The sequence below is a fragment of the Nonomuraea sp. NPDC050783 genome (assembly GCF_040802095.1).
GTDB lineage: Bacteria > Actinomycetota > Actinomycetes > Streptosporangiales > Streptosporangiaceae > Nonomuraea.
In genome coordinates this window covers 1-18,965 of sequence record NZ_JBFAHK010000016.1, presented here as the reverse complement: position 1 = coordinate 18,965, position 18,965 = coordinate 1, and the positions used below count along the sequence as shown (strand labels likewise).

Below are 18,965 nucleotides of genomic sequence, written 5' to 3'. Positions count from 1 at the left end.
CTGTACCGGAGCCAGACCCCGTTTCGACGCCGGATCGCTGCCTCAGCGCCGGACCGCTGCCTCAGCCGGCGCCGGGCCCCGTCTCGACGCCGGGCCCCCGTCTCGGCGCCGGGCCCCTGTTCCGGCGCCGGGCCCTGTCCTGGGTTTCTCACTCCGTTCCGGTGCTCAGCCCTGTCTCGGTACCGCAGACCGGTGCGGGGCCTCACTCCTGGACAGACCTCACTCCTTGGCGGGCCTCACTCCTTGATGGGGCCTCGCTCCGCCCCGGGGACGCCACCGGCCACACCACCGGGTACGCCACCGGCCACGATGCCACCACGGACCATCGGTCCTCCGGCCGCCCTGCCTACCTTCACGCCCGATCCGGCGGCGGTTCGGGCGGCTGTCTCCTCTCCTATGGACCAGAGCCGAAGGGCCATCCCCGCGACCCCCAGCGCCGCCATCAGCAGTCCGCCCAGATAGACGGGCTCCGGCACCAGATTCCGCAACGACCCCGGCAGCATTCCCACCACGTACAGCCCCACCGCCACGACCGGCATCGTCCCGCTCCTGACGGCGGCCACCCCGAAGACCACCACACCCATCACCAGCACGACCGACGTGACGAGGAACGCCCTCCCCGTCCCTCCGGCCACCAGCGCGGCCACCGTGCCCCCGCCCAGGTACGGAAAGACGAAGTGCAGGATGTACTCGACCGCGAACGCCCCGGCCAGCCCGGCCGAGTTGAGCACGTACCCGACCAGCCCGAGGACACCGGCCGAACCCCGGATGACCAGGTAGATACCTGTGACGGCGAGCAACCCCGCCAGAGCCGCGAACGGCGCGATGGCGTGCGTGAGGGCGGTCTCCGCCACCAGCCCGCCCCGCCGGGCTGCGTTGACCACGAGCAGCAGGGCGCAGACCAACCCCGCCACCGCGGCGACCCGATGAAATCCCATCCCGGTAAGCCCTTCTTCTTGGCGACAACGCTCGCCATGATGCGCCCGATCGCCCGGCGGGCAGAGAGCCCGCCCGAAGACGTAAGCACCCCGAAAGAACTCACGACAGCCACCCCCGGACACCACTCGCCGTCCCGGAGACGCGGTGCACGACAACGGCGGGCCACCCGATCGACCAGGCCGGGCGACCCGCCGCACTCGTGATCCTCACCCCCGTGAACCATCACTCACCCGCTCCGGCCGGCAGGCCCGTACGTGCGGCTCACGAGGTGAGAGGAGACTCTCAGGGGGTCAGACAATGCATGGTGGGCAGTTCGACCGGGCCGCCCGGCGCCGCCGGGCTCATGAGATGGGTCACACCGCCGGCGCTGGAGCTCAGGCACTCGGCGATGATGGCGGGATCGACGGCGGCCTGGGCGGCGGGAGCGACGGCGAACATCCCTGCGCTCGTCAACGTGGCGGCGACGAGCAGACGCGTGGATCGACGCATGGTCTTCCTTTCGTAAGGGCAACGAACCGCACTCACATGATTACATACAGTCATCATCGGTTACAGTCCGTCCTACGAATTCCCCTCCTCCATTTATGCAGGTCACCAAGGCGACACGGGCGCCGGAGAACCGGCCACCGGCCGGTCGATCGATCAACCAGCCGGCTGGCGGCAGAGAGGCCCGGAGATGCCCGGGTCAGCTGAGAGCGAGGGCTTGGTCGGTCTCGTCGTCGGGGTCGTCGGCGAAGCCGGGGACCCAGCGGATCACCTCGTCCCGGAAGCGGGCCGTGGTGTTGAGCTGGCAGAGGACGCCCACGCCCGCCGCGTGCACCCGATGGATGAGGACGTACGACGGCGGCAGGTTGAGCTGGCGCACCACGTTCCCGGGACGGAGATCGGCGACACCGGCGGCCTGGGTCTGCAGCCACTCCCGGCTGAAGGTGAACTCCTCCACCGCCGTCGGCTCCACGTACGGCGCCAGAAAGGCCCGCAGCGCGTCGGGGTCGATCTCGATCTCGGGCCGGATGAAGCCCTCCTGGCGCAACCCGGCCACGACGGCTTCCATGTCACCCTGGTTGAAGATTCGCATGAGCTGCCCGAACACCCTCGGGTACCCGTCGGGCATCCGGTTGACCGCGCCGAAGTCGAGCACGCCCAGCCGCCCGTCGGGCAACATGCGGAAGTTGCCCGGATGCGGATCGGCGTGCAGCATCCCCACCCGCGCCGGCGAGCAGAACAGGAAGCGCACGAAGAGCAGCCCCGCCCGGTCGCGCTCCTCCTTGGTGCCCCCGGCGATGACGCGCGACAGCGGGACGCCGTCCATCCACTCGGTGACCAGGACCATCTCGTTGGCCGCGATCACGTCGGGGACGAGGAAGTCGGGGTCACCGGCGAACTCGCCGGCGAAGGCGTGCTGCGCGTGGGCCTCGCGGAGGTAGTCGAGCTCCTCCGCGATCCGTTCGCGCAGCTCCGACAGCAGGGACTTCATGTCGAGGCCGGGCAGCAGCACCCCGAACAGCTTGCCCAGCCGCGCGAGCTGCGCGAAGTCGCCGAGCAGGGCCTTGCCCGCCCCCGGGTACTGGATCTTGACGGCCACCTCGCGCCCGTCGTGCCACACGGCCTTGTGCACCTGGCCGATCGAGGCGGCGGCGGTCGGCTGGTCGTCGAAGGAGAGGAAGTTCTCCCGCCAGTCGTCGCCGAGCTGCTCGGCCAGCACCTTGTGCACGGTGGCGACCGGCAGCGGGGGAGCGGCGTCCTGGAGCTTGGTCAGCGTGGCGCGGTAAGGGCCGACGATCTCCGGCGGCAACGCGGCCTCGAAGATCGACAACGCCTGCCCGAGCTTCATGGCGCCGCCCTTGAGCTCGCCGAGCACCTTGAAGACCTGGTCGGCGGTACGCTGCTGGACTTCCTGCGCCACGATCTCGGCGGACTTGCCGCCCAGCCGCTTGCCCAGCCCGAGAGCGGTGCGCCCGGCGAACCCGAGGGGAAGCGTGGCCAGCTTGGCGGAGCGTGTGACTGCACGGCGCGGAAGATCGCTCACACTGATGCGCGGAACCTCCTCGGAGATGCCGCTTCCCCCCTTCGTGGTCGTTCTCTGAGCACGTCAGTCGCGGTGGGGCGACATGTCCATTGTTAGCGAATAAGGATTGTTTCGCATACAACGACATTGCGGATGTAGCTGCCACGAGCTTCGTTGCCAACACCGATCAGGTGTTACATCGATTGTGCTGTTGGTCACAGCGGACTCCTTGCCATCGAGATGGGCAAGCACGTGTCCGGTCGCCTCGGCCGCGACCAGAGCGGCCATGACGACATCACAGGCGATCTCGCCCGGTGGGTAGCCGCCCACCTTCGCGGTCACGATCGGCCAGGTGGGGTCGCGGTCGCGCCGCGCGAGGTCGAGACAGTGCAGGCAGGCGGTCCTGCCGGGCAGGACCAGCGGCCCGACCATCCCGTGCCCCTCGAAGGCGGCCGCCAGAAGGTGAGGGATGCCCAGGGCGGTCAACTCGTTGGCCAGCACCCCGTCCAGAGGCGTGACCGGCGCGATGACCACCAGATCCGGCCGATCGGATTGATCCCCAAGATACGTCCCCCCGGCAAGTACCTCGACCGTCGGCCTGACGAGGTCGTGGCCGTCGATGTCCCGGCCCCGGCGCCGCTTCCTGGGCGGGGCGAGCGCCTCCTGCCTGGCGGCCAGCTCGGCGGCCCGCTGGCTCGGCGGCCTGCCGAGATACCGCATGTCCGTGCCCTGCCCCATGTCGGACCGGCCGCGCCTGAAGGGCTGACGACTGTTCGGCGGCGGCGGAAGGGGACGCCCCTGCCGCGACCCGGGGCCAGGCGGCATGCCAGAACGACCGCCCCCAGCTCCAGCACCGGTACGGGCGCCTGTCCCAGCCCCGGACCCGGGTGCCGTGGCGGGCGGGGGGCCTGGTCTCGGACGCGAGGGAGCAGCGGCACCGGGCTCGACGGGTGGAGTGGTGCCTGGAGCGGCTGCCTGCGGTGCGCGCCGGGGACCCGGCGGCTGGTCATCGGCCGTGGTGCGATGGCGGCCGGATGCGGGGGCGTCCCGTCGTGGAGGGACCGGTTGCGGCAGAGCGGGGGAAGCCGCGCGACCGGCGGTGCTCGCGCGCTGGCGATCGGTGGCGTTCACGCGCTGAGGGCCGGTGGCGTTCGCCCGCTGAGGATCGGCGGCGTTCGCGCGCTGAGGACGGGCGGGGCCGAGAGCGGTGCTGGAAGTGGCGGTGCCGGAAGCAGTGGTGCTGGAACCGGTGGTGCTGAAACCAGTGGTGCTGGAAGCGGTGCTGGAAGCGGTGCTGGACGTGGTGGCGTCGCATGGGTTGCCGGGGTCGGTGGGGGCGGACGGGTCAGGGTCACCGGGGGCGGTGGGGTCGTCCGGCGCGGGGTGGGGTGGACGGCCGCCCGAGGTGAGCCGGCGGGCCACGGCCGCCGCGCCCTCCTCGCGCGTCATCCCCACCTCCGCCCACGACAGGCCGCCCGGCGTGATGTGACCGGGACGGACCATGCCGGGATCGATCACCCGGATGTGCCCCACGCCGGCGGCGGCGAGCAGGGCGACGACCTGGGCGCCCACCCGGCCCGCGCCGTAGACCCGCACCCGCGCGGCGCGCCGCCTGGCCAGCAGCTCCATGCCGCCGTCGGGCGAGGTGGAGGAGAGATCCAGGACGTCGAGGTCGGGTCTGAGCCGGTCGCGCTCGGCCAGCGTGAGGTCGCGCAGGACCGACGGGCTGATGGCGGCGTCGTGCAGCGCGCCCTGGGCGCTGAGCTGGTCGATCAGGGCGCGGGCACGATGTTCGTCAAGACCGGCGGCGGCCGCGGCGCCGAGGACGCGATCCAGGTCGCGGGTGCCGTCGAGGCACTCCAGCCACTGGCGGATCGGCCGGGTCAGGCCGGACACCAGGACGGCGCGAAGGGGGTGCACGCCGTATTGGAGGGTCTGCTCGTCGCGCAGGACGCGCCGCAGGGCGGGCTTCACACGTGGCCTCATGGCGGGAAGGTTCGCACGTCGGAGCATGATCCCGAGACGGTTCGGCCCCGCCTGTGGACAACCGGTCACCGGAGCGTCCCGACCACCGGTTTTCCGGCTTCGGAGCGTCCATAAACCCAGGTCCGGACGACCGGATCGGAGGGCGACGGAGACAGCCGGGCAGGGCACAAGCGCGCAGCAGGCGGGCGGTCACCCAGGCGGTCACCAGACCATCCCGGCCATCCGCCAGGAAGGGACGCGGATGCCGCCCGGCGCGCGGATGCCGCCCGGTACGCGGATGCCGCCCGGTACGCGGATGCCGCCCGAGTACGCTCTCCGCATGACCGAGCTCTTGGTTGATCGCGACGACGACGGCGTGGTGCTCATCACCCTCAACGTCCCCGACCGCCGCAACGCCATGACCGACGCCATGACCGACCGCTGGCGCGACACCATGACCGCCCTCGCCACCGACCCCGACGCCCGCTGCGTGGTCGTGACCGGCGCGGGCACCGCCTTCTCCGCCGGCGGCGACCTGTCCTGGCTGGGGGAGCGGGGCGCCGAGGCCGTGCCGGCGCTGCGCGAGCGCATGCTCGCCTTCTACCGCACCTGGTTGCTGGTCAACCGGCTGGAGATCCCCACGATCGCCGCCGTCAACGGGCCGGCCGTGGGCGCGGGCCTGTGCGTGGCCCTGGCCTGCGACCTCGTCTACGCCGCCGACGACGCCAAGCTCCTGGCGCCGTTCACCTCGCTGGGCCTGCATCCGGGAATGGCGGCGACCTACCTGCTGCCCCGCAGGGCGGGCGTCGGACTGGCCCGCGAGATGCTCCTCGCGGGCCGCACGCTGACCGGAGCCGAGGCGGCGGATAAAGGATTGGTAAATGGATCTTTCTCGAACAATGACCTGCTTCCCGAAGTGAGATCCATTGCCCAGAAGATCGCGCGGAACGCTCCCGTCGCCACAAGGCTCACCAAACTAGCCCTGAGCCAAGACCATCAAGACCTGGAAGCCGCGCTGAGGTGGGAATCCTTGGCCCAGCCGGTGACCATGGCCACGACGGACCTGCTCGAGGGCCTGGCCGCGCATCGGGAAAGGCGCATGCCCAAATTCACCGGCTCTTAATCATCTGACCAGCAGAAACAGCGTCCACCCTCTGTGGAATTTCGTCCAACTCGGCTAACGTGCATATGTGCCCCCCGAGACAGTCGAGGTTCGTCGCAGTTCTCGTCGCCGGCGTACGGTCTCCGCATACCGCGACGGCGACAAGACCATCGTGCTCCTGCCCGCCTGGCTGAGCGGCGAAGACGCGGATGAATGGGTGAGCCGCATGCTGGATCGGCTGGCCGCCAAGGAGCGCCGCCGGAGGCCGACCGACGAGGTGCTGCTGGAAAGGGCGAGGGAGCTGTCGGCGAAGTACCTCGGCGGCAAGCCCCAGCCCGCGAGCGTCCGCTGGGTCGACAACCAGCAGCACCGCTGGGGCTCCTGCACTCCGGAGAACGGCACGATCCGCATCTCCACCCGGCTCAAGGGCCTGCCGGAGTGGGTCATCAACTACGTGATCATCCACGAGCTCGTGCACCTGCTGGTGCCCAGCCACGGCCCCGCGTTCTGGGCCCTGGTAGAACAGTATCCCAAGGCGGAGCGGGCCCGCGGGTTCCTGGAGGGATTCTCCGCCGCGGCCCACCTGCCTCCGGAGGAGTGTTGACGCGCATCGCCGCGGTCCTGGTACGCCACCGCATGGCGAACGCGGCGCCCCCGGGCGTCGATCCGCGCAGGTTCCTGGAGGCGGTGGCCGAGGACACCTACGAGATGGTCGCCGGCCTCGACCTGGTCACCCCGGTCCTCATCACCAGCGTCCCCGGCCTGGACGAGATCGTCTGGCCCGGCACCGAGATCATCACGGTCGAGGAGGGCGAGCCGCTCGCGTCCGTGCTCGCCCGGCTCGACGCCGACCAGGCCGCCGTCATCGGCGCCGACGCGCCCGACCTGCCGCCCCTGCTGGTGGGCAAGTTGTTCCGCGAGCTGGGCCGGGCCGAGATCACGGTCTGCCCGGCGGAGGGCGGTGGCGCCGTGGCCCTGGCCTGCGCCCTGCCCGCTCCCTCCTGGGCCGACCCCGACCTCGACGCCCCGGACGTCGTGGCCGCGTTGCGCGCTCAAGCGCCCGGCCCCCGGAGGGTCGCCACCACTCCGGGCTGGCACCGCCTGCGCACCCCGCGGGACGTCCACCGCCTGGACCCCGGCCTCGAAGGCTGGGACACCCTGAAAGCCCTGCTCAAGGAAGGATGAGCTCCGCCAGCACGGCCCGGTGGTCGGTGCGGGGAACGGTCCGCACGTCGACGGCGCGCACCCCCGCCCGCTGGTCCACCAGCACGTGGTCGATGGTGATGATCGGCGGGATCTTCTTGTTGGCCGGCCACGTCGGGATCAGCCCGGCCCCCACCTGGTCGGCCGCGTCCTTGTAGCCCCGCGACAGCAGCTCGCGCAGCGGCGCGTGGTCGAGCGAGGCGTTGAAGTCGCCGGCCAGGATCCGCACCCGCCCGGGCGTGGCGGACGGCAGCGCGGCCAGCGCCTCGTTCCAGTTGACGACATTGGGGCCCAGCGGCGGGTACGGGTGGACGGCCACGACCTCGACCGGCTCGCCGCCCGGCAGCGACACGGCCGCCGTGGGCATCTTGTGGCCGACGTCCGGCATCGTGTCCGGCAGCTCGCGCAGCTCGTGCCTGGAGTAGATCCCGCTCCCGGCCGCGCTCCACTCGGCGTGCAGCACGCGGTGGGGCATCAGCTCCTTGAGCCCGGCCGCGTCCAGGCCGGCCACCGCCCCGGGGGTCAGCTCCTGCGTGCTCAGCACGTCGGGGCCGAACTCGCGGACCAGCCGCACGATCGTCCCGGCGTCGGCCCGCCCGAACAGCATGTTGATCGTCATGATCCGGAACGGCCGCCCGGCGGTGGCCTCGGCGGTGGCCTCCGCGGTGCCGAGCGCCCTGGGCAGCACCGCGAAGCCGAGCGCGGTCGTGGCCAGCAGCGCCACGGCGGTGGCCGCGCGCCGCCGGCCGAGCGCGGCGATCAGTAGGGGGACCAGCGATCCGGCCGCCGCGTACGGGGTCGCCGTCATGATCTGGGTCGGCAGCGACCCGCGCTCCAGCCCCGCGATCCGGACGGCGGCCCACGCCGCGAACGGGGTGACCGCCATCCAGGTCAGCACGGACCCGGTGGTGCGCCGCCCTCTGCGAACAGGCGTAACGATCGTGCCGCCTATGGGCGACTCAGCCGGAGCGCTCACCGAACCCCCTTTTGGAACGATGCAGACGACTCTAGCCAACCGGGCGCGAGCGCAGGCCGAGGGCCCTCCGTCCACGTCCGGCCAGCCGCCGCGTCGCCTCGTCGGACAGCTCGGGGATCTCCTCGACCGGGAACCAGCGCAGGTCCAGCGACTCCTCGCTGATGACCGCCTCGGCGCCGGGCGGGGCCACGGCGGCGTACTCGACGTCGAGGTGCCAGCTCGTCGGCGGATGGCACCACACCTCGTGCTTGTCCAGCGCCAGCGGCCCGGGCAGCAGCTCCAGATCCGGGATGCCGGACTCCTCCCGGGCCTCCCGCAGGGCCACCTCGGCCAGCGAGGCGTCGCCGGGCTCGCAGTGGCCGCCCATGGGCAGCCACATGCCGGCCTTCGGGTGCAGCGTGAGCAGCACCCGGGCGCCGTCGTGCGAGAGCACCGCCGTGGTCGCCGTCAGGTGCCCGGGAACGCAGGCGCGCAGCATGGCGTCGTCGTGGGCCCGCAGGTGGTCGAGGAACTCCACGCGCAACGCCTCTTCCCCGGGCGTGGGCGCGGTCCAGGACGACAGCACCGAGACCGCGTCGCCGTGCAGGGTCAACTCCGCTCGTCCCCGCCCTCGTGCTTGTCCTCGCCCTCGCTCTCGCCGTCGGGCTTGCGCTCCAGCTCGGACAGGTCCCACGCCTGCTCGCCGCGGACGAACGCGTCGGGGTCGTCGAGGTCGTCGGCCGTCGGCATGAGGTCGGGATGGGCCCACAGCGCGTCGCGGCCGTCCACGCCGCGCGCCTCCTCCAGGGCCCGCCACAGCGCGGCCGCCTCGCGCAGCCGCCTGGGCCGCAGTTCCAGCCCCACCAGGGTGCCGAACGTCAGCTCGGCGGGCCCGCCGGTGGCCCGGCGCCGGCGCAGGGTCTCGGCCAGCGCGACGGCGGAGGGCAGCTTGCCCACGGCACTGTGGTCGACCACGGTGGCGACCCAGCCCTCGACCAGCGCGAGCGCCGTCTCCAGGCGTGACAGGGCGGCCTTCTGCCGCTCGGTCTCCTCGGGCTTGAGCAGGTTGCCCCCGCTCAGCGCCTCCTGGATGGCCTCGGGGTTGTTGATGTCGAGCCCGCGGATCTGCTCCTCCAGCTTGGAGGTGTCGACCGTGATGCCCCTGGCGTACTCCTCGACCGCGCCCAGCAGGTGCGAGCGCAGCCACGGCACGTGCTGGAACAGCCGGTGGTGCGCGGCCTCGCGCAGCGCCAGGTAGATCCGGATCTCCTCGGAGGGGATCTCCAGGCCCTCGCTGAAGTGGGCGATGCCGCCCGGCAGCAGCGCGGCCGTGTCGGACAGCGGCAGGCCGATGTCGGTCGTGCCGACCACCTCGCGGGCCAGGGAGGAGATGGCCTGCCCGATCTGCTGGCCGACCATCATGCCGCCCATCTGCTTGAGCATGCCCATGAGGGGGCCGGCCATCTGCTGGGCCTCGGGCGGCAGGCCGGCGCCGCCGAGCGCGCCGCCCATGGTCTGGACCATGCGCTCGGCGATCGGCTCGCACAGCTTGCGCCAGACCGGGACGGTGTTCTCGATCCACTCGGACCGGCTCCAGGCCTGCGGGTTCGTCACGCCGCTGGGCAGCGTGGTCGCCTCGTTCAGCCAGAGGTCGGCCAGGCTCAGCGCCTCGACGATCTGGCGGCGCTCGCCTTCCATGACGCTCGGATCGCCCTGGGCGACCACGGCGTGGCGGGCGATGGTCTTCGCCATGTCCCAGTTGACGGGGCCGGAGCCCTGCGGCGCCGACAGCATGTCGGCGAACTGGCGCATCGCCTGAGCCATCTGCTCAGGGTTGCCGAACATGGCGAACGGGTTGTCGTTGGGGTCGTTTTCGCGACCTGGCAGGTCAGTCACCGCTCTACCTCGTGCAGGATGGAGGAGTCCACATCCGCCACGTTAGTCGTCCTGCGGCGGATCAGTGCAAAGTGAGGACCTGGTGCCTACCTCGAAACGCCCGCGCCAACCCGTCGTCGCCGTCACGGGAGCGGCCTCCGGCATAGGCCGGGAACTGCTCGCGAAGCTCGTGTCCTCCGCGGATTTCCGCAGGGTGGTGGCCATCGACGAGGAACGCGGCGACATCCGGGAGGCCACCTGGAGAGTGATCGACGTACGAGATCCGCTCTTGGCGAACCGGATCTCCGACATCGACGTCCTGGTCCATCTGGCCGGCGACTACGCGCTCGACTCCGACCCGGTGGAGCGGCGCGCGTACAACCTGAGAGCCGCCCAGACCGTGCTCACCGCCTGCGCCGCGGCGCGCGTGCGGCGGGTGGTGCTGGTCACGAGCGCGATGGTGTACGGCGCCGCGCCCGACAACGAGGTCCCCCTGGCCGAGGACGCCCCGGTGGCGGCCGAGCCCGACACCGGGGTCGTGGGCGACTTCCTGGAGATCGAGTCCCTGGTCCGCCGCTCGCTGCGCAGCCATCCCGGGCTGGAGGTGACCGTGCTGCGCCCGGCCGCGGTCGTCGGCCCCGGCATGGACACCGTGATCACCCGCCACTTCGAGTCGCCGCGGCTGCTGACCGTCAAGGGCTGCACGCCGCGCTGGCAGTTCTGCCACCTCGACGACCTGATCTCGGCGCTGGAGCTGGCCGCGCGCGGGGTCGTCAGCGGGGTGGTGGCCGTCGGCTCCGACGGCTGGCTGGAGCAGGAGCAGGTCGAGGAGCTGTCCGGCATCCGCAGGTTCGAGCTGCCCGCGGGGCTGACGTTCGGCACCGCGCAGCGCCTGCACCGCCTCGGCATCACCCCGGCCCCGGCCACCGACCTGCACTACGTCGTCTACCCGTGGGTGGTCGAGTGCACGGCGCTGCGCGAGGCGGGCTGGAAGCCCTCCTGGACGAACGAGGCGGCGCTCAAGCAGCTCCTGGAGCTGCGCGAGAACGCCACGACCGTGGTCGGCAGGCGGCTGCCGGTCAAGGAGGCGACGCTCACCGCGGCCGGCGCGACCGTCGCGGTCATCGGCACCGCCGCGATCGTCCGCCAGGTACGCAAGAAGCGCCGCACGTAGCGCGGCCCGGCGGCCCGGCGGGAGCGGCGAGGCCGACGCCCGCGGCGGAAAGGTAGTCTTGCGGCGTGGACGTCATCCGGTTGCTCGCCATTCGCGACACCCCGCTGTCCGTCGACGAGGTGCTGGCCGCCGTGGGCGACCACGCCGCGGGCGGCACCACCCTGTTCGTGGGCACCGTGCGCGAGCAGGACCAAGGCAAGCCCGTGACCCGCCTCTCCTACTCGGCCCACCCCACCGCAGAGGCCGAGCTGCGCGCGGTGGCGGAGAAGGTCGCCGCCGACTTCCCCGTGACGGCGCTGGCCGCCGTCCACAGGGTGGGCGACCTGGGGCTGGGCGACATCGCCGTGGTCGTGGCGGTGGCCGCGCCCCACCGTGACGAGGCGTTCAGAGCCTCGCGCAGGCTGATCGACGACCTGAAGGCGCAGGTCCCGATCTGGAAGCACCAGGAGTTCACCGACGGCGCGACCGAGTGGGTCGGCGCCGGCGAATAAGCTCTTCACCATGTCTCGACGCGCCCTGACGCTGTTGCTCGCGGGATTCCTCGTGCTCGCGTTCGGGGTGGTGGGCGCGTTCCGTCCGGTCCCCTATGTCGTGCTGAGCCCCGGCCCGACCGAGAACACCCTCGGCGAGGTCGAGAAGAAGCCGGTCATCTCGATCACCGGCCGGCAGACCTACCCCACCAGCGGCGCGCTCAGTCTGGTGACCGTCGCCTACCAGGGCGGCCCCGCGGCCCAGATCGACCTGCTGACGGCGCTGCGCGGCTGGATCGATCCCGACGTGGCCGTGGTCCCGCAGGAGACCATCTTCGCCCCCGACCGCTCCGCCAAGGAGGTCGAGGAGGAGAACACGGTCGAGATGACCAACTCCCAGGACTCCGCCACCGCCGCCGCGCTCCACGAGCTCAAGATCCCTTACAGCATCGTCGTGTCGGTCAACTCCACGGAGAAGGGCAAGCCCGCCGACGGCAAGCTGCTGAAGGACGACGAGATCGTCTCGATCGACGGCAAGGAGACCAAGGACGTCGAGGCCGTGGGCGCCGCGGTCAAGGCGCACAAGTCCGGCGAGGAGGTCGTCTTCGGCGTGCTGCGCGGCGGCAAGAAGGCCGAGGTCCCGCTGCGCACGGTCGCGGGGTCGCAGGGCCAGCCGCAGGTCGGTGTGCTCATGCAGACCAAGTACAAGTTCCCGTTCGACGTCGACATCAACGTCGGCGACGTGGGCGGGCCGAGCGCCGGGCTGATGTTCTCGCTCGGCATCCTCGACAAGCTCACGCCCGGCGAGCTCACCGGCGGCAAGAAGATCGCCGGCACCGGCACCATCGAGCCCACGGGCGAGGTCGGCCCCATCGGCGGCATCCAGCAGAAGATGATCGGCGCGAGGAAGGCGGGCGCCACGGTCTTCCTGACCCCGGCCGACAACTGCGCCGAGGCGGTGAAGGCGGCGCCCGACGGGATGCGGCTGGTGCGCGCCGACACGTTGCACGGCGCGGTGCAGGCGCTGGACGCGCTGCGCACCGGCAAGGGCGACGTCCCCGCCTGTTCCTCCTGAGAGGTGCCTGTGAACCGGCTGTGGATGAAACTTCCCGTGACCGCCGTGCGTTAGCCGTACGGCTGGCCTAGCGGTGTAGGTTGCCAGACACGGACCGTTTCTTCATTACGACGAGGGGTTGGCCTTGAGCTTCCGGACCCCAGGAGCCGGCAGGGCGATGCGCTTGCCCCGCCGACCGCGACTGCTTCTGCCTGTGGCGATCGCGCTCATAGCGATCGTGGCATTGTTCTTCCTGTTTAGTGGCATTTATACGGATTACCTGTGGTTCGACGCGGTTGACTACACGTCGGTGTTCACCGGCGTGGTGCTGACCCAGATCGTGTTGTTCCTGGTCGGCGCGTTGCTGATGATCGCCGTCGCGGGCGGCAACATGCTGCTGGCCTTCCGCACCCGGCCGATGTTCGGCCCGGCGATGTTCGGCGGCGCCAGCGGTGCCGACCGCTACCGCATGGCACTCGACCCCCACCGCAAGCTGATCTTCATCATCGGGATGGGGCTGCTCGCGCTGTTCTCCGGCTCGTCCTTCGCCGGTCAGTGGCAGACGTGGCTGAAGTTCGTCAACGGCAAGGCGTTCGGCCAGAAGGACGAGCTGTTCGGCTACGACATCTCGTTCTTCATGTTCGACCTGCCGTTCATCCGGATGATCCTGAACTTCCTGTTCACCGCGGTGATCATCTCGATCGTGCTGGCGGCGATCACGCACTACCTCTACGGCGGCTTCCGCCTGCAGTCGCCCGGCCTGCACGCCTCCCGGGCCGCGCGGGTCCACCTGTCGGTGCTGCTGGGCGTCTTCGTCCTGCTCAAGGCCATCGCCTACTGGATCGACCGCTTCGACCTGGTCTTCTCCGACCGCGGCTTCGTGCACGGCGCGTCCTACACCGACGTCAACGCCGTCCTGCCCGCCAAGACCATCCTCGCGATCATCGCGCTGATCTGCGCCGTGCTGTTCTTCGCCGGCGTGGTCCGGCCCGGCGGCATGCTGCCCGGGGTCTCCTTCGGCCTGCTGGTGCTCTCGGCCATCCTGATCGGCGGCGTCTACCCGGCGCTCGTCGAGCAGTTCCAGGTCAAGCCCAACCAGCAGGGCAAGGAAGCGCTCTACATCCAGCGCAACATCGACGCCACGCGCAAGGCGTACAACGTCGACAAGACCGAGGTGGAGACGTACAACGCCCAGGCCGACCCGACGAAGGTCCAGGCCGCCGGCGACACCTCCGTCTCCGGCGTGCGGCTGCTCGACCCGGCGCTGGTCTCCTCGACGTACGAGCAGACCCAGCGCATCCGCGGTTTCTACAACTTCGCCGAGCCGCTCGACGTCGACCGCTACCCCGACAGCACCGGCAAGCCGATCGACCACGTCGTCGGCGTCCGCGAGCTGACCGGCCCCGACGCCGGCCAGAACAACTGGATCAACCGCCACCTCGTCTACACCCACGGCTACGGCTTCGTCGCCGCGCCCGGCAACAAGGTCGACGCCCAGGGCCTGCCCGACTACGACGCCAAGGACATGCCGGTCACCGGCCCGCTGGTCACCAGCACCGGCCTGAAGGAGCCGCGCGTCTACTTCGGCGAGGAGCCCAACTCCGCCGAGTACGTCATCGCCGGCGGCAACCCCAACCGGCCGCAGGAGCTCGACTACCCGCAGACCAGCGGCACCGGCCAGAAGAACACCACCTACACCGGCGGCGGCGTCTCGCTCGGCTCGTTCTTCAACCGCCTGCTGTACGCCGCCAAGTACAGCGAGGCCAACATCCTGCTGTCCGGCGACGTCAACGCCAACTCCAAGATCCTCTACGAGCGCCACCCGCGCGACCGCGTCCAGAAGGTCGCGCCGTTCCTGACGCTCGACGGCAACCCGTACCCGGCGATCGTGGACGGCCGCATCGTGTGGATCGTGGACGGCTACACGACGTCCAACGACTACCCGTACTCGCAGAGCGAGAGCCTGGGCGACATGACGCGCGACGCCTCCAGCGACCGCCGCGTCATCGCCCAGCAGCCGACCGACCGGATCAACTACATCCGCAACTCGGTCAAGGCCACCGTCGACGCCTACAACGGCACGGTCAAGCTGTACGCCTGGGACGCCAACGACCCGGTGCTGCGCACCTGGAGCTCCGCCTTCCCCGGTGTCATCCGCCCGGCCTCGGAGATGAGCGCCGACCTGCGCTCCCACGTCCGCTACCCCGAAGACCTGTTCAAGGTGCAGCGCTACACCCTGTCGCGCTACCACATCACCGACCCGTCCGCCTTCTACAGCGGCCAGGACTTCTGGAACGTCCCGGGCGACCCGACGCAGGGCAACACCAACAACAAGCAGCCGCCCTACTACCTGACCACGACGATGCCGGGCGAGCAGCCGACGTTCTCGCTCACCACGACGTTCGTGCCACGGCAGGGGCCCAACCTGGCGGCGTTCATGGCGGTCGACTCCTCGGCCGAGTCCGGCTACGGGCGCATCCGTATCCTGCGCATGCCGTCCAGCACCCCGATCCCCGGCCCAGGCCAGGCCCAGAACTCCTTCCAGAGCCGCTTCGCCGGTGAGCTCAACCTGCTCGGCGTCGGCGCCTCGTCGGTCCGTTACGGCAACCTGCTGACGCTGCCGTACGCGGGCGGCCTGGTCTACATCGAGCCGGTGTACATCCAGGTGACCGCGGGAGGCGGGCAGGAGCCGTACCCGATCCTGCAGCGGGTCCTGGTGTCGTTCGGCAGCAAGATCGGTGTGGGGCGCACGCTGGACGAGGCGCTGCAGGAGGTCTTCGGCGAGGAGCAGCAGCAACAACCCCAGCAGGAGCAGAACAACCAGGAGAACCAGGCCCAGCCGAACCAGTCCAACACGGCGGTCAACTCGGCGATCGCCAACGCCAGGAAGGCCTACGACGACGCCCAGAAGGCGCTGCAGGCCAGCCCGCCGGACTGGGACGCGTACGGCGCGGCACAGAAGCGGCTGGAGGAGGCGCTGAAGGCGCTGGAGAACGCGAACCGGCAGCAGCAGCCGCAGCCGTCCGCCTCGCCCAGCCCCTCGGCCTCGACCTCGGCCGCCCCGTCGGCCGCGCCCTCGGCGTCGCCGACGACCTCACCGCCGGCCGCGCCGTCGCCGTCTGCCTCCGCGACAGGAGGCACGTCCTAGCCATTCGGTTTGCGTCCACCCCACGTCGCGGTCTAGTGTGGAAGAGCAACACAGCGACGCGGGGTGGAGCAGTTCGGTAGCTCGCTGGGCTCATAACCCAGAGGTCGCAGGTTCAAATCCTGCCCCCGCTACCAAGCGTCACAAGAGGCCCGGGAGACCGGGCCTCTTGTCGTTTCACCGGCGGATCCCGCGATCCGGTGCGAAGCACTCTCCGCGGGCCTGTATAGTTATCAGTGACACACCGACGCGGGGTGGAGCAGTTCGGTAGCTCGCTGGGCTCATAACCCAGAGGTCGCAGGTTCAAATCCTGTCCCCGCTACTCATCCGAAGTCCCCGGCCAGCAGGCCGGGGACTTCGTCGTTTCCGGCCCGCGCCTGACGGGAACACCTCATCGCCGTACGTTCGCCTGGCGTGGGCGGACGCGCCGCTCGGCGATCACCTCGATGGTGGGGAAGGCCCTACCCCGACAGGCGTGCAGGCGTGACTGATCTTGAGTGGGATTCCCGCGACATTGGACGCGTGACAAAATTGCTCGCTGCCGCTGTCGCTGGTTCTCTCGCCGCCGGCTGCCTCGTACTCGCCCCTGTGACTCCCGCCCACGCCGCCACGGCGCCCTCCCCGCAGTCCCGCCTCGACGTGCTCACCACCGCGGACGGTATGGCGGGTGCCTTGAGCCGGGTGCGCAGTCCCGGCGAGGCGAGCGTGACCCGGCGCTCCGGTACCGCGCGGCGGGGGAGCGGGACGCCGATGATCGGGCCCGAGGGCCGGTTCAGGATCGCCAGCGTGAGCAAGCCGATCATCGCCGCCACCGTGCTGCGGCTGGCCGATCAGAAGAAGGTCGACCTGGCCGCGCCGGTGGAGCGTTACCTGCCCGGGGTGCTGCGCGGCACCGGCGACGGCGCCGGGATCGACGGCCGGAAGATCACCGTCCGGATGTTGCTGCAGCAGACCAGCGGCCTGCCCGAGTACCTCAACGCGATCGACTGGAAGAAGCCCTTCCCCGACTTCCTGCAAGTGGCGCTGGGGCTCAAGCCCACGCCCCGCGGCTCCTTCTCCTACGCCAACACCAACTACCTGGTCCTCGGCATGATCGTGACCAGGGTGACCGGCAAGGACTTCCGGCAGGCGAGCCGGGAGCTGATCCTCAAGCCGTACGGGATGCGGGACACGTACTGGCCGGCCAAGGGCGACGAGGGCATCCGCGGCCCGCACGCCCACACCTACGGGGTGCACCCCGCCCGTCCGCAGGACGGCGAGGTGGACCTGACCGACCGGCTGCCCACCTACGCGTTCGGGGCCAGCGGCGGCCTGGTCTCCACCCCCGAAGACCTCAACCGGTTCTGGAGCCGGGCCCCGCTGAGCACGATGATGGCCCGGACGGTGAAGGTCGAGCAGGAAGGCTGGCCCAAGGGCGCCCGCTACGGCTACGGCGTGGTCCGGATGAGGACGAGCTGCGGCGACGCCTACTTCGCCGCTGGTGACATGCCGGGAGCCGCCGTGTTCAGCGGCCGCGACCGGGCCGGGCGCGCCGCCACCGTCTACACCACAGGCGTTCCCGAGAACCGGCAGCACCTGATCGACGCCTTCGTCGCCACGATGTGCGCCCGCTGATCCCGGGCAGTGGCCGTGGGGGCCGGGCTACGAAGGCCGTGACGATCGCCGGCGGTCCCGGGGTGCGACCGCTCAGGCGTGATCGAGGATCAACGTGACCGCCTTCTGAACGGCCCAGCCGACGAGCAGGATCCCGAAGACGATCTGCGTGACACGCATCCAGGGCGGGGAGTCGTCGGCGAAGACGACGACACCGACCCACAGAAGGCCGAATGTCCCGACCAGGAGGGTCGCTGCCCAGTTCAGCCCCCGTTGCCACATATGTGCAGTCTCGCAGTTGGGGAGGAAAGAGCGGGTATGTCCGCCGTCCTCATCAGGTCACCACGCGGCAAGGGCGTCGAACGGTCACTTCGCCCTGCCCCGCCGCATCTCGCCGCGCCTAACGCCGCAGGCTGCGGTGGCTGCCGGGGCAGCGCCGCGACCGCGAGCCGCGCGGGTGCCGGGGGCCGCCGCCGTCCTGCAGGTGGGCGAGCAGGGCTTCCGCCGTGCGGGCATCGTCCAGGACGCGTCCCGCCTCCTCGCCGGTCTCCGGCAACATGCCCTGCTGGGCCAGCTCGTCCCTGACGAACGACAGGGGATCCGGTACGTCCGCCAGCTCGGCCGCCGCGCCGGCCCGGGCGGCCGTCAGCAGGCGCAGGTAGCGGGTACGCAGGACGGCCTCGTGCAGGCGGGCGTGTTCGAGGTCGTCGATGAGCGTCCTGGCCACCCGCACCAGGTCTTCGGCGCTGGTTTCCTCGTCGGCGAGGAAGGCACGGATGTCGTCGAACTCCGAGCGGGTCATGGCGGGCACCTCCGAGAGCGCAATCTGCTCGTGGGGTACTTCGTACCGAGCTGCGATTGCGGATGACTTGCCGCGCACTTGCCCCTGGCTGTCCGGCCGGCGGACATCGGCCAGGTTTGGGAATGAGAAGGGGAGGGAAGGACGTTGTGATTACCTGAGATGCGCGAAGCACGGGCGGCGGGCTGCTAGAGTTGCTTCGCGCAGGGCGCCCGAGGAGCTCATCGAGCTTCCGGAGCCGCCCCCGCGAATCCCACTTCCTTCACCGGACCATCCACTCTGGGCGGGCTGGTAAGTTAGAGGGGTTGCCCCGGAAACGGGGTGTGGATTAATTCCAGCAGGTCGTACCGGCCCGGTCAATTTGACAGGAAACGGAACGGCTGAAAGAATTAAGACACAACGAAAGACGAAACGAAACGCCTCCGAGGCGAGACCCCCCTGGTCGGGGTCGCGGTGAGGATGGACGCGTCCGTTTCTTGAGAACTCAACAGTGTGTTAAAAGCCAGTGCATGTGCAACACATGTATCACCCCGTCATTTGATTGACGGAAATTTCTTGCTTGGACGAATCTGTCCGACAAGCCTGCATGGCATTGTTTGGAGAGTTTGATCCTGGCTCAGGACGAACGCTGGCGGCGTGCTTAACACATGCAAGTCGAGCGGAAAGGCCCTTCGGGGTACTCG

The 18,965-nt window shown here is 70.4% G+C and carries 17 protein-coding genes, 2 tRNA genes and 1 rRNA gene; 11 read left to right on the top strand and 9 right to left on the bottom strand.

The window, feature by feature from the left end; translation table 11 throughout:
• Positions 1–236: 236 nt before the first annotated feature.
• The 4 genes from AB0H75_RS34005 to AB0H75_RS33990 all read right to left on the bottom strand — a co-directional run bounded on the left by AB0H75_RS34005 (position 237) and on the right by AB0H75_RS33990 (position 4,933).
• A complete protein-coding gene (locus tag AB0H75_RS34005) occupies positions 237–938 on the bottom strand; it encodes a hypothetical protein (protein ID WP_367803581.1) in 702 nt (233 codons plus the stop codon).
• 283 nt (positions 939–1,221) lie between these two features.
• The gene (locus tag AB0H75_RS34000) at positions 1,222–1,428 is read right to left on the bottom strand and encodes a hypothetical protein (protein ID WP_367803579.1); all 207 of its coding nucleotides are present in this window, start codon (positions 1,426–1,428) and stop codon (positions 1,222–1,224) included.
• A 196-nt stretch (positions 1,429–1,624) separates the two neighbouring features.
• Entirely contained in the window at positions 1,625–2,968 is a 1,344-nt protein-coding gene (locus AB0H75_RS33995; RefSeq protein ID WP_367803577.1) for an ABC1 kinase family protein, read from the bottom strand.
• Between the two features lie 63 nt (positions 2,969–3,031).
• Entirely contained in the window at positions 3,032–4,933 is a 1,902-nt protein-coding gene (locus AB0H75_RS33990; protein WP_367803575.1) for a ThiF family adenylyltransferase, read from the bottom strand.
• Between the two features lie 319 nt (positions 4,934–5,252).
• Between AB0H75_RS33990 and AB0H75_RS33985 the strand changes: the two genes are divergently transcribed.
• The 3 genes from AB0H75_RS33985 (at position 5,253) to AB0H75_RS33975 (ending at position 7,199) form a co-directional block, all read left to right on the top strand.
• Positions 5,253–6,035 (top strand): enoyl-CoA hydratase/isomerase family protein, encoded by a 783-nt coding sequence (locus AB0H75_RS33985; protein ID WP_367803573.1) that lies wholly within the window; start codon positions 5,253–5,255, stop codon positions 6,033–6,035.
• Positions 6,036–6,102: 67 nt separating this feature from the next.
• The gene (locus AB0H75_RS33980; RefSeq protein WP_367803571.1) at positions 6,103–6,618 is read left to right on the top strand and encodes a M48 family metallopeptidase; all 516 of its coding nucleotides are present in this window, start codon (positions 6,103–6,105) and stop codon (positions 6,616–6,618) included.
• A complete protein-coding gene (locus AB0H75_RS33975; protein WP_367803569.1) occupies positions 6,615–7,199 on the top strand; it encodes a DUF2064 domain-containing protein in 585 nt (194 codons plus the stop codon). The genes AB0H75_RS33980 and AB0H75_RS33975 overlap by 4 nt, the downstream gene beginning before the upstream one ends.
• Here AB0H75_RS33975 and AB0H75_RS33970 read toward each other — a convergent pair.
• The 3 genes from AB0H75_RS33970 to AB0H75_RS33960 form a co-directional block, all read right to left on the bottom strand.
• Complete coding sequence (locus tag AB0H75_RS33970; RefSeq protein WP_367803567.1) at positions 7,186–8,115, bottom strand: endonuclease/exonuclease/phosphatase family protein; 930 nt, start codon at positions 8,113–8,115, stop codon at positions 7,186–7,188. The genes AB0H75_RS33975 and AB0H75_RS33970 overlap by 14 nt on opposite strands.
• A gap of 109 nt (positions 8,116–8,224) precedes the next feature.
• Positions 8,225–8,785 carry an NUDIX hydrolase gene (locus AB0H75_RS33965; RefSeq protein WP_367803565.1) on the bottom strand — a complete coding sequence of 187 codons (561 nt, stop codon included), beginning with the start codon at positions 8,783–8,785 and terminating at the stop codon, positions 8,225–8,227.
• Positions 8,782–10,068 (bottom strand): zinc-dependent metalloprotease, encoded by a 1,287-nt coding sequence (locus AB0H75_RS33960; protein ID WP_367803563.1) that lies wholly within the window; start codon positions 10,066–10,068, stop codon positions 8,782–8,784. The genes AB0H75_RS33965 and AB0H75_RS33960 overlap by 4 nt, the downstream gene beginning before the upstream one ends.
• A 79-nt stretch (positions 10,069–10,147) precedes the next feature.
• On the opposite strand from AB0H75_RS33960, the gene AB0H75_RS33955 reads away from it, so the two are divergent.
• The 7 genes from AB0H75_RS33955 to AB0H75_RS33925 all read left to right on the top strand — a co-directional run bounded on the left by AB0H75_RS33955 (position 10,148) and on the right by AB0H75_RS33925 (position 17,504).
• Entirely contained in the window at positions 10,148–11,221 is a 1,074-nt protein-coding gene (locus tag AB0H75_RS33955; RefSeq protein WP_367803914.1) for an NAD-dependent epimerase/dehydratase family protein, read from the top strand.
• 65 nt (positions 11,222–11,286) lie between these two features.
• Positions 11,287–11,712, top strand: coding sequence for a molybdenum cofactor biosynthesis protein MoaE (locus AB0H75_RS33950; RefSeq protein WP_367803561.1), 426 nt, complete (start codon positions 11,287–11,289; stop codon positions 11,710–11,712).
• 10 nt (positions 11,713–11,722) lie between these two features.
• The gene (locus AB0H75_RS33945; RefSeq protein WP_367803560.1) at positions 11,723–12,766 is read left to right on the top strand and encodes a PDZ domain-containing protein; all 1,044 of its coding nucleotides are present in this window, start codon (positions 11,723–11,725) and stop codon (positions 12,764–12,766) included.
• A 157-nt stretch (positions 12,767–12,923) separates the two neighbouring features.
• Positions 12,924–15,893, top strand: coding sequence for a UPF0182 family protein (locus AB0H75_RS33940; protein WP_367803558.1), 2,970 nt, complete (start codon positions 12,924–12,926; stop codon positions 15,891–15,893).
• Between the two features lie 57 nt (positions 15,894–15,950).
• Positions 15,951–16,027, top strand: a tRNA-Met gene (locus AB0H75_RS33935).
• Between the two features lie 111 nt (positions 16,028–16,138).
• Positions 16,139–16,212: transfer RNA gene (locus AB0H75_RS33930), tRNA-Met, on the top strand.
• Positions 16,213–16,550: 338 nt separating this feature from the next.
• Positions 16,551–17,504, top strand: a complete 954-nt coding sequence (locus tag AB0H75_RS33925; protein WP_367803913.1) for a serine hydrolase domain-containing protein — start codon at positions 16,551–16,553, stop codon at positions 17,502–17,504.
• A gap of 72 nt (positions 17,505–17,576) precedes the next feature.
• Here the strand turns inward: AB0H75_RS33925 and AB0H75_RS33920 are convergent, their stop codons facing one another.
• Positions 17,577–17,765, bottom strand: a complete 189-nt coding sequence (locus tag AB0H75_RS33920) for a hypothetical protein (RefSeq protein WP_367803556.1) — start codon at positions 17,763–17,765, stop codon at positions 17,577–17,579.
• Positions 17,766–17,883: 118 nt separating this feature from the next.
• A complete protein-coding gene (locus AB0H75_RS33915; RefSeq protein WP_367803554.1) occupies positions 17,884–18,285 on the bottom strand; it encodes a hypothetical protein in 402 nt (133 codons plus the stop codon).
• A gap of 590 nt (positions 18,286–18,875) precedes the next feature.
• Between AB0H75_RS33915 and AB0H75_RS33910 the strand changes: the two genes are divergently transcribed.
• Positions 18,876–18,965: ribosomal RNA gene (locus AB0H75_RS33910) — 16S ribosomal RNA — on the top strand; the annotation flags it as partial.

Bases quoted from the DNA above. Each gene is read 5' to 3' on its own strand.
- AB0H75_RS33990 (WP_367803575.1), bottom strand. From the start codon at position 4,933: ATGAGGCCACGTGTGAAGCCCGCCCTGCGGCGCGTCCTGCGCGACGAG.
- AB0H75_RS34005 (WP_367803581.1), bottom strand. From the start codon at position 938: ATGGGATTTCATCGGGTCGCCGCGGTGGCGGGGTTGGTCTGCGCCCTG.
- AB0H75_RS34000 (WP_367803579.1), bottom strand. From the start codon at position 1,428: ATGCGTCGATCCACGCGTCTGCTCGTCGCCGCCACGTTGACGAGCGCA.
- AB0H75_RS33920 (WP_367803556.1), bottom strand. From the start codon at position 17,765: ATGTGGCAACGGGGGCTGAACTGGGCAGCGACCCTCCTGGTCGGGACA.
- AB0H75_RS33985 (WP_367803573.1), top strand. From the start codon at position 5,253: ATGACCGAGCTCTTGGTTGATCGCGACGACGACGGCGTGGTGCTCATC.
- AB0H75_RS33925 (WP_367803913.1), top strand. From the start codon at position 16,551: ATGGCGGGTGCCTTGAGCCGGGTGCGCAGTCCCGGCGAGGCGAGCGTG.
- AB0H75_RS33940 (WP_367803558.1), top strand. From the start codon at position 12,924: ATGCGCTTGCCCCGCCGACCGCGACTGCTTCTGCCTGTGGCGATCGCG.
- AB0H75_RS33945 (WP_367803560.1), top strand. From the start codon at position 11,723: ATGTCTCGACGCGCCCTGACGCTGTTGCTCGCGGGATTCCTCGTGCTC.
- AB0H75_RS33915 (WP_367803554.1), bottom strand. From the start codon at position 18,285: ATGACCCGCTCGGAGTTCGACGACATCCGTGCCTTCCTCGCCGACGAG.